12 protein-coding genes are annotated in these 12,983 nt (G+C 70.6%); 4 read left to right on the top strand and 8 right to left on the bottom strand.

Annotated elements, in window-relative coordinates; genetic code table 11:
• Positions 1–51: 51 nt before the first annotated feature.
• From ACFXMV_RS12990 to ACFXMV_RS12970, 5 genes are all read right to left on the bottom strand, one after another.
• A complete protein-coding gene (locus ACFXMV_RS12990) occupies positions 52–1,272 on the bottom strand; it encodes a cation:proton antiporter (protein WP_378498196.1) in 1,221 nt (406 codons plus the stop codon).
• 135 nt (positions 1,273–1,407) lie between these two features.
• Positions 1,408–2,931 carry an Asp-tRNA(Asn)/Glu-tRNA(Gln) amidotransferase subunit GatB gene (gatB, locus tag ACFXMV_RS12985; RefSeq protein ID WP_378498197.1) on the bottom strand — a complete coding sequence of 508 codons (1,524 nt, stop codon included), beginning with the start codon at positions 2,929–2,931 and terminating at the stop codon, positions 1,408–1,410.
• Positions 2,932–3,000: 69 nt separating this feature from the next.
• Entirely contained in the window at positions 3,001–4,032 is a 1,032-nt protein-coding gene (locus tag ACFXMV_RS12980) for a 6-phosphofructokinase (protein WP_378498198.1), read from the bottom strand.
• 88 nt (positions 4,033–4,120) lie between these two features.
• Complete coding sequence (locus ACFXMV_RS12975; RefSeq protein WP_378498199.1) at positions 4,121–4,783, bottom strand: response regulator; 663 nt, start codon at positions 4,781–4,783, stop codon at positions 4,121–4,123.
• Positions 4,784–4,792: 9 nt separating this feature from the next.
• On the bottom strand, positions 4,793–6,037 hold the full coding sequence (locus ACFXMV_RS12970) for a sensor histidine kinase (RefSeq protein ID WP_378498200.1): 1,245 nt from the start codon (positions 6,035–6,037) through the stop codon (positions 4,793–4,795).
• 166 nt (positions 6,038–6,203) lie between these two features.
• Between ACFXMV_RS12970 and ACFXMV_RS12965 the strand changes: the two genes are divergently transcribed.
• Positions 6,204–6,821, top strand: coding sequence for a hypothetical protein (locus ACFXMV_RS12965; protein ID WP_378498201.1), 618 nt, complete (start codon positions 6,204–6,206; stop codon positions 6,819–6,821).
• The gene (locus tag ACFXMV_RS12960) at positions 6,818–8,239 is read left to right on the top strand and encodes an alpha/beta-hydrolase family protein (RefSeq protein ID WP_378498202.1); all 1,422 of its coding nucleotides are present in this window, start codon (positions 6,818–6,820) and stop codon (positions 8,237–8,239) included. The genes ACFXMV_RS12965 and ACFXMV_RS12960 overlap by 4 nt, the downstream gene beginning before the upstream one ends.
• Positions 8,240–8,263: 24 nt before the next feature.
• Here the strand turns inward: ACFXMV_RS12960 and ACFXMV_RS12955 are convergent, their stop codons facing one another.
• Positions 8,264–8,860, bottom strand: coding sequence for a TetR/AcrR family transcriptional regulator (locus ACFXMV_RS12955; protein WP_378498203.1), 597 nt, complete (start codon positions 8,858–8,860; stop codon positions 8,264–8,266).
• 107 nt (positions 8,861–8,967) lie between these two features.
• On the opposite strand from ACFXMV_RS12955, the gene ACFXMV_RS12950 reads away from it, so the two are divergent.
• Both ACFXMV_RS12950 and ACFXMV_RS12945 read left to right on the top strand, forming a co-directional pair.
• Positions 8,968–9,837 (top strand): SDR family NAD(P)-dependent oxidoreductase, encoded by an 870-nt coding sequence (locus ACFXMV_RS12950; protein WP_378498221.1) that lies wholly within the window; start codon positions 8,968–8,970, stop codon positions 9,835–9,837.
• 46 nt (positions 9,838–9,883) lie between these two features.
• Positions 9,884–11,020: an NAD(P)/FAD-dependent oxidoreductase gene (locus ACFXMV_RS12945; protein WP_378498204.1), complete on the top strand. Its 1,137-nt coding sequence runs from the start codon at positions 9,884–9,886 to the stop codon at positions 11,018–11,020.
• 16 nt (positions 11,021–11,036) lie between these two features.
• Here the strand turns inward: ACFXMV_RS12945 and gatA are convergent, their stop codons facing one another.
• Together gatA and gatC are read right to left on the bottom strand one after the other, a co-directional pair.
• Positions 11,037–12,509 (bottom strand): Asp-tRNA(Asn)/Glu-tRNA(Gln) amidotransferase subunit GatA, encoded by a 1,473-nt coding sequence (gatA, locus tag ACFXMV_RS12940; RefSeq protein WP_378498205.1) that lies wholly within the window; start codon positions 12,507–12,509, stop codon positions 11,037–11,039.
• Entirely contained in the window at positions 12,506–12,805 is a 300-nt protein-coding gene (gene gatC, locus ACFXMV_RS12935; protein WP_378498206.1) for an Asp-tRNA(Asn)/Glu-tRNA(Gln) amidotransferase subunit GatC, read from the bottom strand. Before gatC ends, gatA begins: the two co-directional genes overlap by 4 nt.
• Positions 12,806–12,983 lie beyond the last annotated feature (178 nt).

Here is a 12,983-nt window from a genome sequence, read left to right as displayed (position 1 = left end):
TGCACCTACCGTCGCCGCACTCGGCGAACGCGCCGGTAGGTGCACACTCGGCTACCCGGCGCTGTCGGACGGCACCGGTTTCGGCACCTTCGCCGTCTTCGGTGCGAGAAGCGAAGCGGTCAGCGGCAATACGAGCACGGTGATCGCGCCGGCAGCGACCAGGATCGAGGCGTTGGACTCGGACATCTGCCCGGCGTTCACCGCGACCTCGGTGACCGCGACGATCAGCGGCAGTCCGGTCGCCGCGTACAGCGCCACCCGACCGCGCTCGCGCCTGGTCGGCGGCGGATCCCTCAGCTCCGGCCCCCGGTCGAAGCGTTCCGCGAAGTACACCGGCAGCCCACGCACCAGCAGGATCAACACCAGGAACGCGAGCAGGACGCCGGGCGCGGCCGCCACGGCCTTGACGTCGATCGCCATCCCGGAGGTGATGAAGAAGATCGGAATGAGCAGGCCGAACGCCAGCCCGTCCAGCTTCGCCTCCAGCTTCTCGTCGCCCGACGGCATCGCGCGCCGCAGGATGAAGCCGGCGGCGAAGGCGCCGAGGATGATGTCGAGATCGAAGATGGTCGCGAGCGCGAAGAGCGTGACCAGCAGCAGGATCGTCAACCGCACCGTCGTCTGCGCGGTGGTCTCGGATCCGAGCCGGATGATCGAGGCCAGCTTCGACCCCTCGCGCCGCAGTCCTCGCGGGATGAACGCAACTGCCACCGCCAGCGCCGCGAACACGGCGAGCACGATCAGCGATGCGCCCGCACCGCGCGAGCCCAGCAGGATCGCCATCGCGACGACCGGTCCGAGCTCACCGAACGCACCGTGGTTGAGGATGGTCCTGCCCAGCCGGGTGTTGATCATCCCGCTGTCCTTGAGGATCGGCAGCAGCGTGCCGAGGGCGGTGGACGTCAGGGCGATCGCCACCGCGATCTCTGCGTCGATCGCGCCGGTCATGCCGAGCAGCCCGACCACCGCGAAGGCCAGCCCCAAGCATGCCAGCCAGGTGATCAGGGCCCGACGCCCACCGCGACCGGTCAGCTCATCGGTGTCGATCTCGTAGCCGGCGAGCAGGAACAGCATGCCGAGACCGAGCTCCCGAAGAAGCTCGATCTCGCTGCCCGTGACCGCGAGATCGAGAACGTGCGGGCCGACAACGATGCCGGCGACGAGCAGCAGGACGACCTCCGGCACCAGCTTGCGCGGCACCAGCCCGGCGAGCAGGGGCGCGATCACCGCGCACAGGGCAATCCAGAACAGGGAGGCACCGACCGAAGGCATGCGCTGATTATGCTTGCCGCCCCGCATACTTCCGCGCAGGGTCAGCCCCACGCCCGGCGCTCGCCGAGCGTGCACTTGCCGGGGCGTCGCCCGAGAGCGAGCGTCGAGAGGTGCACTCTCGGCGCGGAGGTGGCGTTATGAGCAGGCCGCGATGACCATGTCCTTGACCTGGGCCGGGTCGGCCTGGCCCCGGGTCGCCTTCATGACATCGCCGACGATCTTGCCCGCGGCGGCGACCTTCCCGGCGCGGATCTTCTCGGCGATGTCCGGGTTCGCGGCGAGGGCCTCGTCGACGGCAGCCTTGATCAGGGTGTCGTCGCGGACCACAACGAGCTCGGGATGGGCGGCGACGACCTCATCCGGGTCGCCCTCACCGGCGAGAACGTGGTCGACGACCTGACGGGCCTGCTTGTTCGCCAGCGTGTCGTCGGCGACGAGCGCGATCACGCGGGCGAGCTGCGCCGGGGTGATCGGTAGCTCGGCCAGCTCGACGCCACGGGTGTTCGCCTGCTGCGAGAGGTAGGCCACCCACCAGGACCGGGCCGCGGCCGCGGGCGCGCCTGCCTCGGTGGTCGCTATGACCAGCTCGAGCGCGCCGGAGTTCACCAGATCGCGCATCTCCTCGTCCGAGAGTCCCCAGTCCGCCTGGATGCGGGCGCGCCGGATCCACGGCAGCTCGGGCAGCGTGCCGCGCAGCTCCTCGACCCATTCGGCGCTCGGCGCGACGGGCTCGAGGTCCGGCTCCGGGAAGTAGCGGTAGTCCTCGGCGGTCTCCTTGCGCCGACCGGCCGACGTGGTGCCGTCCGCCTCCTGGAAGTGGCGGGTCTCCTGGATGACCTCGCCGCCGGAGCTGAGCACCGCGGCCTGGCGGCGCATCTCGTATCGGACGGCGACCTCGACGCTCTTGAGGGAGTTGACGTTCTTGGTCTCGGTGCGGGTGCCGAACTCCTTCGCGCCGATCGGCATCAGGGAGATGTTGGCGTCGCAGCGCATCGAGCCCTGGTCCATCCGGACGTCGGACACGTCGAGCGACTTGAGCAGGTCGCGCAGCGCGGTCACGTATGCACGGGCGACCTCAGGGGCGCGCTCGCCCGCACCGGAGATCGTCTTGGTGACGATCTCCACCAGCGGGACGCCCGCGCGGTTGTAGTCGAGCAGCGAGTGGCTGGCGCCGTGGATCCGGCCGGTGGCGCCGCCGACGTGCAGCGACTTGCCGGTGTCCTCTTCCATGTGCGCGCGCTCGATCTCGACCCGCCAGGTGGTGCCGTCGTCGAGCACCACGTCGAGGTAGCCCTCGGTGGCGATCGGCTCGTCGTACTGCGAGATCTGGTAGTTCTTCGGCTGATCCGGGTAGAAGTAGTTCTTCCGCGCGAACCGCCCCCAGGGGGTGATCGAGCAGTTCAGCGCGAGCCCGATCCGGATCGCGGACTCGACCGCGGCCTCGTTGACCACCGGCATCGAGCCCGGCAGGCCCAGGCACACCGGGCACACCTGGGTGTTCGGCTCGGCGCCGAAGGTCGTGGGGCACGGGCAGAACATCTTCGTCGCGGTGTGCAGCTCGACATGCACCTCCATGCCCATGACCGGCTCGAACCGAGCGAGCACCTCGTCGTAGTCGAGAAGGTCAGTACTTGTCGCCACCCGGCCGGCTGCAGTCATGGTCACGAGTTTATGCGCCCCGTTTCGGCAGCAGCAGGTCGGCCACGTCGCGGGCCGCCCGAGGCGGACTCACCCGAAGATGACGCGCATCTCCTGATAGCGGTGAGCGGGCACCGACTTGTGATCGACCAACGCCTCGTCGAAGCCCACCCGGACGATCTCGGTTCCGTGCAGCGCCACCATGTGGCCCCACCGCCCGTCCGCCACCAGGTCGGTGACCGCCATGCCGAGCCTGGTCGCGAGGACGCGGTCGAACGCGGTCGGGACGCCGCCCCGCTGGATGTGGCCCAGCACCGTCGCCCTGGTCTCGATTCCGGTGCGTTCCTGGATGATCGGGGCCAGCAGCTCGGCGATCCCGCCGAGCCGGGGACGGTCGTAGCCATCCATCCCCTTCGTCGAGTGCGCCTGCGCCATGTCCGGGAGTGTGAAGCCCTCCGCGACGACGACCATCGGGGACCGCCCGCGCTCCCGGACGCTGTTCACCCACACGCAGATCTGCTCGATGCTCTCGGGGTGTTCGGGGATCAGGATCGCGTGCGCGCCGCCCGCCGTCCCCGAATGCAGGGCGATCCACCCGGCGTTGCGCCCCATCACTTCGAGCACCATGCAGCGTTTGTGGGAGTTGCCCGTGGTCCGCAGCCGGTCGATCGCCTCGGTCGCGATCTCGACCGCGGTGTCGAACCCGAAGGTGTAGTCGGTCTGGTCGAGGTCGTTGTCGATGGTCTTCGGAACCCCGACGATCCTGATGCCCTCGTCGAACAGCCGCTGCGCGGCGGCGGCGGTGCCCTCCCCGCCGATGGCGACGACCGCGTCCACCCCGAGCCGCTCGAGGGTGCGGGCGATGTTCGCCGCTCCCCCGCCCGGTCCCTGGAACGGCCCGATGCGGCTGGTGCCGAGGATGGTGCCGCCCTCGTGCGAGAGTCCGCGAACGCGGCTGCGGTCCAGCGGCACCGCGTCGCCCTCCACCAGACCACGCCACCCGTCGAGAAACCCGACGAACTCCTGCCCGTGCACCTCGGAGCCCTTGAGCACGGCGCCCCGGATCACCGCGTTGAGGCCGGGGCAGTCGCCGCCGCTGGTGAGAATGCCGATCGTCGTCATCGTCAATCCCCTGTTCTGCGTGCAGGTGGATGCGCTCAGTGTCCCACTGCATACTGCCCGCACCCTCCGGTTCGAGCATGTCGACGAGTCAGCCGGGCGTGACCAGCCCGCTCTCGTACGCCAACACCACGGCCTGCGCGCGGTCGCGCAGATGCAGCTTGCCGAGCACCTTGCCGACGTGCGTCTTGACGGTCTGCTCGGCGACGAACAGCGACTCCGCGATCTCGATGTTCGACAGCCCGCGGGCGATCAGTTCCAGCACCTCGCGTTCGCGGGGCGTGAGCGCCGCCAGTTGCGCCGGCTCCCGCCGCACGGGCGCGCGCCTGCTGGTGACGTCGGCGATCAGCCGGCGGGTCACGGTCGGCGCGAGCAGGGCCTGCCCGTCCGCCACCACCCGGACCGCGCGGATCAGTTCCTCCGCCGGGGCGTCCTTGAGCATGAACCCGCTGGCCCCGACGCGCAGCGCCTCGTACACGTAGTCGTCGATGTCGAACGTGGTGAGCATCAGCACCCGCACGGGCTTCTCGAACGAGACCGACAGGATCTTCTGGGCCGCCTCGAGCCCGTTCAGGTGCGGCATCCGCACGTCCATCAGTACGACGTCGGGGCGAAGCCGCAGCACCTCGTCGACGGCGACCTGTCCGTCCGGGGCATCGCCGACCACGCTGATATCGGGCTGCGCGCCGAGAAGCGCGCCAAAACCCTGGCGCACCATCGCCTGATCGTCCGCAATGAACACCGTGATCGCCACCCGGTCAGCCTATGCCGGGGCGACGCGTCCGTTCGACACCGCCGCCCCGGGGAGGACCGGCACCCGTGCGCTGACCTCGAACCCGCCGTCCGGGCGCGGTTGCGCGGTCAGCGTCCCGCCCACCGACTGCGCCCGTTCGCGCATGCCGGCGATGCCGTGCCCGCCTGCGGGATCGGCGACGGCCGCGGGACCCGCACCGGCGGGCGGATCGTTGACCACCGCCAGGGTGGCGAGGCCGCCGTCCCGGCCGAGGACGACGCGGACCGGCGCCCCCGGCGCGTGCCGGGCGGCGTTGGACAGCGACTCCTGCAGGATCCGGTACACCGTCAGCCCCGCCGAGTCCGACAGTCGCGCAGGCATTTCCGCTCGGTCCAGGTGGACCTGCATGCCCGCCCTCCTGCTGCCCGCGACCAGCTCATCGATCCGGTCGAGCCCGGGCATCGGGGCATCCTCGGCGAGCTGGCCGTCGCTGCGGAGCACCCCGAGCATGCCCCTGATCTCGTTGAGCGCGTCGCGGGCGGTGGCCCCGATCGATTCGAACTCGGCACGCGCGGCCGGCGAGACATCGTCGATCCGGTACGGCGCGCTCTGTGCCTGCACGACGACCAGGGACATGTGGTGGGCGACGACGTCATGGAGGTCGCGGGCGATGCGCGCCTTCTCCTCGAGGATCGCGCGACGCGCCCGCTCGACCTCGTTGACCTCCTCCTGCCGGGCGAGCTGTCGCCGGGAGAGCACCAGCCAGCGGATCAGCAGCCCGAACAGCACCAGTGCGGTCAATCCGACCGCCCAGCCCCGACCGTCCTGACCGGGCGCGTCGGCGAGGAACAGGAGGACCGTCGACACCCAGGCCACGCCAACAACCGGGATCGGCGCCCGCAGGCTGACCGCGACCAGCAGCGCCACCAGGACCATCACATGGACCACCTGCCACGGGAAGTCATACCCGTCGACGCGGTCGAAGACGATCGGGATCACCAGCGCGCCCCCCGACGAGATCGCCCACCCCAGTGCGGGATTCGCGCGGATGAGCAGCAGTGGCAGCGCGGCGAGGCCGGCAATCACCGGCTGCACGCCTGCGGGCACGTGGTGGGTCAGCTGCAGCGTCGGCCAGGCGATGGCGAACAACACGCCCGTGACGAGCACGATGAAGATGTCCACCCACTGGCTGGAGCTCAGCCGCCGGAGCCTCGGCGCGGCCGCGACGGCGGCCTGGTTCGTGGCCTTCTTGAGCGCACGCTGTGTCTTACTCACACTGAGAACAGTAGGAACCGGGGTCCGGAAAGTCCTCATACTGCGGGGTGAGATCCGCGCGGCACCACGGTATGAGAGCACCATGCCGATGCCACTTCCGCGGGAACCCGAGAACCACGCTGCGGGGTGATGTGCCTGGGTAGGGCCGATTTCTAGCGTCCTTCACATGCGGAAAACGACCTGGACAGCACTCGCGGTGGCGGCCGCCGCCGCCATGACGACCACCCTGATGGCCGACCCGGCCACGGCGGAGCAGGCGCGCGAGAACACGCCCGCCGCGGCCGCGATCGCCTCGATCACCACTGCCGACCACGCGCCCGTGGCGTCGATACCGGCCGACTTCGCCGCGACGATGGGATACCGCCCCGCCGTCGAGTCGGGGATGCTGGTGAACCCGAGCGGTGACTGCTCCTCCCCCGTCACCCTGCCCAGGGAGTTCGAGACCGCCTGCAAGGCGCACGATCTCGGCTACGACCTGCTCCGCTACGCGGACCGTCGCGGCGCAACACTTGGACCCTGGGCACGCAAAAGCCTTGATACGCAGTTGGATCGGCGAATGCATCGCGCCTGTGAAGCGCGCCCCGCCGATGCGGCGCGGGCCTCCTGCTACGTGATGGCCAATATCGCGACCACGGCGGTGAGCTCGAACTCCTGGCGCCAGGGCTACGTCGCGCCGCGGCCCGAGCCCATGACCGGGTACGCACTCGCGGGCGGCATGGGCGCCGTGCTGATCGTCGGCGGGGTCGCGCTGAGCCGGCGCGTGAAGGCGCCGGTGCTCGCATGACCGCCGTGATCGAACGGCCCGCGGCCACCGCCGATGTCGCCGCGACCGTCGCGCTGCCTCGCGTGCTGACCAGCGTCGCCGTCACCTCGATGGTCGTGGTCTCGCTCGCGCCCTCGCTGCTCCCGCGCAGCGCCGTGGTCCAGGCGATCCTCACCGGACTGCTCGCGGCGCTCGGCTGGGGCGTCGCGAGTGCGTGGCATCACCGGCCTCGGCGTCGCGGGCTCGCCAGGCCCGCGCCGTCGCGGGACTCCGCCCGGCTGCTGGTGCTGCTGGCCGGTGCGCTGACGGCGACCGCGGCGATGCTGCTCGCCGACCATTGGCAGGACTCGCTGCGCGTCGCGATGGGCGTGCCGACCATCGGCGGCGGCCATTGGGCGCAGGTGGTCGCGGGCGGCGGTGCGATCGCGTTGACGCTGGCGGCCGGGGCGACCGCCGTGGCCGCGTGCAGCCGCCGGCTGGGCCGGATCCGGTCGGCGGCGGTCGTCGTCGCCCTCGTGCTCACGACGCAGTTCTGGGCGGGACCGGCGCTCTGGCAGTCGCGCGCCCACTCGTACAGCTCCGCGAACTCGACCATCGATACGGCACTGCGGCAACCGGATTCACCCTCGATATCCGGAAGCCATGACTCGTTGACGTCCTGGGACTCGCTCGGCGCGCAGGGACGCAAGTTCGTCGCGGGCGCCGGGGCCACCGGCGCGGTACGCACCTACGTCGGCCTCGACAACGCGCCCGACCTGGACGCCCGGGTGCGGCTGGCCGTACGTGAGCTGGAGCGCGGCGGCGGCCTGCGCAAGTCCGACATCGTGGTGGCCGTGCCCACCGGGTCAGGGTGGATCGACGGCAGCGCCGCACGGGGTTTCGAGCAGCGCTTCGGCGGCGACGTCGCCCTCGTCGGCGTGCAGTACTCCAGTGCGCCCAGCTGGGTGACCTTCCTGTTCGATCGCGACGCCGCCGAGCAGTCCGCGCGGGCGCTGTTCACCGCGGTGTCGGATCGGCTCGCCCAACTGCCCGCGGACGCGCGACCCCGTCTGCACGTCTATGGGCAGAGCCTCGGAGCGGTCGGCGCGAGCTCGATCCTCCGCGACGCCGGGCTGCGCGAGCGGGCCTGCGGCGCCCTCTACGCCGGCCCGCCCGCCGGATCGTCCCGAACCGAGGGCGCCGTGGTGCTGGCGAACTCGTCCGATCCGGTGGTGCGCTGGTCGCCGCGGCTGCTGCTGCGCCCGCCTGCGCTGGACCAGACCAGGGCCGACGCCCCGCGGCCGACCTGGCTCCCGGTGGTCAGCTTCGTGCAGACCAGCGTCGACCTGCTCTCGGCCCTGGACGCCCCGGCCGGCCACGGTCATCGATACGGGACCGACCAGGGCACCGCGCTCCCCGACCGCGGCTGCGCCGCCCGTGCGCGCGTTGCACCCCAATGAGGGTGAAATCACGCACAGTTCGGGTCAGCGCGGGCGCAGAGCCTCCAGAACCAGGTCGAGCAGGGACTCCGCGTAGTCCTCGGTCAGGCCACCCAGCCCGAGAGCCCAGCGGGTCTGGACGGGCCCGACCAGCAGGTCCACCGCGACCTCCAGGTCGACGCGCTCCCGCAGCTGACCGGAATCGACCCCGATTCGGAGCCGCTCGAGAATCGCGCGGCGCTGCGGCGCGAGCAGCCGCTCCCGATAGGTCGCGGCGAGGTCCGCGTCCGACTGGATCTCGATCATGAGCGCCCGAAGGAAGGCGTCGAACCGCGGTTCGGCCATCTCCGCCACGGTCGCGCGCAGGAACAGCCCGAGATCGGCGCGGAGGTCTCCCGTGTCGGGCAGCGTGACGCCGTCCGGCCCGCCGGACAGTTCGAGCAGCGCATCGAACAGGACCGAGCCCTTGGTCGGCCACCACCGATAGATCGTCTGCTTGCCCACGCCTGCCCGTGCGGCGATCGCCTCGATGGTCAGCCGCCCGTACGGCACCTCGAAGACCAACTCCGCGGTGGCGGCGAGTATCGCCGACCGCGCGCGCGCACTGCGGCGTGCCGGCACGACCTTGGGCTTCGGTGTCATTCGCCCACCATAGCAGCGAGACGAGACGTTGCGTCTTGACACAACCCGACGCGAGTGCCAAAGTGTGCTCACGAGACGGAGCGTCTCGCTAACAATGGGAGGTCACCATCACCACCACCGGACCCCGCACCTGGTTCATCACCGGCGCCGGACGCGGACTCGGCCGCGCCTTCACCACCGCCGCCCTCGCAACCGGCGATCGGGTGGTCGCCACCGCCCGCGACACGACGGCCCTCCGCGATCTGGAGGCCGCACACCCGGGTTGCCTGGCCGTGCTGCCCCTGGACGTGACCGACCGCAGCGCCGCAGCCGACGCGGTCGCGCGGGCCGTCGACACATTCGGCCGGATCGACATCGTCGTCAACAACGCCGGCTACGGGCTGATGGGCACAGTCGAAGAGGTGTCGGAGGAACAGGCCAGGGCTCAGATGGAGACGAATTTCTTTGGCGCCCTGTGGGTTACCCAGGCGGCAATACCCCAGCTGCGGGCGCAGGGCTCGGGTCACATCGTCCAGATCTCCAGCGTCGGCGCGGTCGGGGCGATGCCGACCTTCGGTCTCTACAACGCGAGCAAGTGGGCGCTCGAGGGCTTCAGTGCGTCGGCCGCCGAGGAGCTCCGCCCGTTCGGGATCTCGGTGACAATGGCTCAGCTCGGCGGCTTCGACACCGACTGGGCGCGCTCGAGCATGCGATTCGCGAACGCCAATCCCGCATACGACGGCGCCCGCCTGGCCATCCTGGGCACCGCGGCGTACCCGGACCCGGGCGCTTCGCCGCAGTCAGAGCCGGAGGACGCCGATCCCGAGTGGGTCGACGCCCCGCCAGCCGAGGCCGCCGCCGCCCTCCTCGAGTTGGTGAACAACCCGAACCCACCGGTGCGCCAGATCATCGGCACCGGCGCCCATCAGATGGTGAACATGGCCCTCGCCGCCCGCCGCGCGGACTACGAGGCGGACCCCGAGTTCGTCTGGCCCTAGCGGGCGCACGCTTGCCTCGGCACCCCACTCGGAGGACCGTTGATGAATGCACACCGTGCTGATCCTCGGCGCCGGGTTCGGTGGACTCGAGCTGGCCGCCTGCCTGTCCGAGTCACAACCCGACGAGATCGGGGTGACCGTCGTCGACCAGAACGACTCGTTCACCTTCGGATTCTCCAAGATCGACATCCTGTTCCGGGACCGAGCGCCCGAATCGGTCCGGATTCCGTACGCCGACCTCACCAGGCCGGGCGTCGAGTTCCGGCAGGAGACGGTGACCTCGATCGACCCGAGGAGCCGCCGCGTCATCACCGACAGTTCCGAGTACGAGCCGGACATCCTCGTCGTCGCGCTGGGCGCGGACTACGACCAGGCCGCGACCCCGGGGTTCGTGGAGGACGGGCACGAGTTCTACTCGATCGAGGGCACCTGCCGACTCCGCGCCCGCCTCAACGCCTTCACCGGCGGCACCGTGCTGCTCTCGATTCTCAGCGTCCCGTTCAAGTGCCCGCCCGCCCCGTATGAGGGCGCCCTGCTCCTGCACAACGAACTGGTCCGCCGAGGTCTGCGCGACACCACCCGGATGCACGTGATCACCCCGATGGACTCGCCCGTCCCGGTGTCGCCCGGCACCAACGCCGCGCTGACCGGAGCCATGGCCGAGCGCGGGATCGAGTACACGACCGGGACGCGGGTGCGTTCACTGGACCCGCACGCCCATACCGCCGCGACACATGACGGTGAACTCGGATACGACCTGTTCATCGGCATCCCGAAGCACACGGTCCCGACGGTCGTCGAGGCGTCGGGCCTGACCGAGGGCGGAGCGGATGGCTGGATCCACGTCGACCCGGCCACGCTCGCCACCCCGTATCCGGGTGTCTATGCAGTCGGGGACTGCGCGGACGCTCCCGTCGCGCGCGCAGGCGTGTTCGCCGAGAACGCAGCCCGCACCGTCGCGGCCGGCATCGTCGCCGCCCTGCACGGATCGCCGCCGCCGGAGAACTACCGTGGCCGGGGTTCGTGCTACATCGAGTTCGGCGACGGACTCGTCGGGAAGGTCGAAGCCGACTTCCTCTCCGGCCCCGCACCTGTCGCCCCGTTCTTCGGGCCGTCGGTCGAACTGGCCGCCGAGAAGAAGCAATTCGCGGCCGACCGGCACAAGCGCTGGTTCTCGCGCTGACGCGAACTGTGCAGCGCTATTTGATCGGGCCGCGGGCCGCCTCGTAGGCCGCGCCGACCCGGTAGAGCCGCTCGTCGGCCATCGCCGGAGCCATGATCTGCAGCCCGACGGGCATCCCGTCGTCCGCCGACAGGCCCGACGGCACCGACATCGCGCAGTGCCCGGCCAGGTTCGTCGGCAGGGTGCACAGGTCGGAGAGGTACATCGCGAGCGGGTCGTCGACCTTCTCCCCCAGCTTCCACGGGGTGAACGGACTGGTCGGCGAGACCAGGACATCGACCGACTCGTAGGCCTTGTCGAAGTCACGGGCGATGAGCGTGCGGACCTTGAGGGCCGAGCCGTAGTAGGCGTCGTAGTAGCCGGAGGACAGCGCGTAGGTGCCGATCATGATGCGGCGCTTGACCTCCTTGCCGAATCCGGCGGCCCTGGTCGCGGCCATCACCTGGTCCGCGCTCATGTCGCCGTTGTCGACCCGCATGCCGTACCGCATCGCGTCGAAGCGCGCCAGGTTGGAGGAGACCTCGCTCGGCAGGATCAGGTAGTAGGCCGCGAGCGCGTGCAGGAAGCTCGGGCAGGACACCTCGACGACCTCGGCACCGAGCTCGGTGAGCTGGTTGACGGCCGCGTCGAAGGAGGAGATGACGCCGGGCTGGTAACTGTCCGAGTGCAATTCCCTGACGACGCCGACGCGCACACCCTTGAGGTCGCCACTCGCACCCCGACGGGCGGCCTCGACCACCGGACGGACCGGCGCGTTCACCGAGGTGGAATCGCGCGGGTCATGGCCGGCGATCACCTCGTGCAGCAGGGCGGTGTCGAGGACGCTTCGACCGCACGGCCCGCCCTGGTCCAGTGACGACGCGCACGCGACCAGTCCGAACCGGGACACCGTGCCGTAGGTGGGCTTGGTGCCGACGGTCGCGGTCACGGCCGCGGGCTGACGGATCGATCCGCCGGTGTCCGTGCCGATCGCCAGCGGCGCCTGGTTGGACGCGAGCGCGGCGGCCGAGCCGCCGCCGGAGCCGCCCGGGATGCGGGTGGTGTCCCATGGATTGCGGGTCGGCCCGTAGGCCGAGTTCTCGGTGGACGAGCCCATCGCGAACTCGTCCATGTTGGTCTTGCCGAGCACCGGGATGCCCGCCTCGCGCAGCCGGGTGGTCAGCGTCGCGTCGTACGGGGACACCCAGCCATCGAGGATCTTCGATCCGCAGGTGGTGGGCATGTCGGTGGTGGTGAACACGTCCTTGAGCGCGAGCGGGACACCGGCAAGCGCGGAGGCGGGCGCCTGCCCGGAGCCGAGCGCGTCGTCCACCGCCTTGGCGGCGGCGAGCGCCTGCTCGCCTGCCACGTGCAGGAAGGCGTTGATCTCACCATCGACCGCGGCGATGCGGTCCAGGTGCGCCTGGGTGACCTCGACCGAGGACACCTCACGGGCGTGGATCTTCGAGGCGAGGACGGAGGCGTCCAACGCGGTCAGGTCGGCGGTCACTGCTCTTCCCCCAGGATCTGCGGCACGGCGAAACGGTCCAGCTCGACGGCGGGCGCGCCGGAGAGCGCCTGCTCCGGGGTGAGCCCGGGCACGATGACGTCCGGGCGGGTGACATTGGTGATCGCGTTGGGGTTCGCGGAGGGTGGCACATCGTCCGTGGCGACCTCGGCCACCGTTTTGACGTGGCTGATGATCGAGTCGAGCTGACCGGCGAACTCGTCGAGTTCGGCGTCGGACAGCGCGAGCCGGGACAGCCGGGCGAGGTGGGCGACCTCGTCACGGGAGATGGCAGGCACCGCGTGGGCCCCTTTCAGGTCGGAGACAGCGATCGCCCCTAGCCTAGAGCGTCGGCGCCGGGCGGCCGCAGCCAGAGGCGGCACCGGAGCTCGGCGCGAGCGACCGGAGCGAGCTGCGGCACTTCATTTCCGGGACGGAACGATCCGGTGTCGGGCGTGTCACCGATCCGCGTCGAGC

The organism is Rhodococcus sp. NPDC059179, assembly GCF_042754885.1.
Lineage (GTDB): Bacteria > Actinomycetota > Actinomycetes > Mycobacteriales > Mycobacteriaceae > Rhodococcus_G.
Note: the sequence above shows the minus strand (reverse complement) of the source record. Positions and strands in the feature narration are given on the sequence as shown.

Excerpts from the sequence above, each read along its gene's own strand:
- ACFXMV_RS12990 (WP_378498196.1), bottom strand. The coding sequence starts at position 1,272 with ATGCCTTCGGTCGGTGCCTCCCTGTTCTGGATTGCCCTGTGCGCGGTG.
- gatB (WP_378498197.1), bottom strand. The coding sequence starts at position 2,931 with ATGACTGCAGCCGGCCGGGTGGCGACAAGTACTGACCTTCTCGACTAC.
- ACFXMV_RS12980 (WP_378498198.1), bottom strand. The coding sequence starts at position 4,032 with ATGACGACGATCGGCATTCTCACCAGCGGCGGCGACTGCCCCGGCCTC.
- ACFXMV_RS12965 (WP_378498201.1), top strand. The coding sequence starts at position 6,204 with ATGCGGAAAACGACCTGGACAGCACTCGCGGTGGCGGCCGCCGCCGCC.
- ACFXMV_RS12960 (WP_378498202.1), top strand. The coding sequence starts at position 6,818 with ATGACCGCCGTGATCGAACGGCCCGCGGCCACCGCCGATGTCGCCGCG.
- ACFXMV_RS12955 (WP_378498203.1), bottom strand. The coding sequence starts at position 8,860 with ATGACACCGAAGCCCAAGGTCGTGCCGGCACGCCGCAGTGCGCGCGCG.
- ACFXMV_RS12945 (WP_378498204.1), top strand. The coding sequence starts at position 9,884 with ATGCACACCGTGCTGATCCTCGGCGCCGGGTTCGGTGGACTCGAGCTG.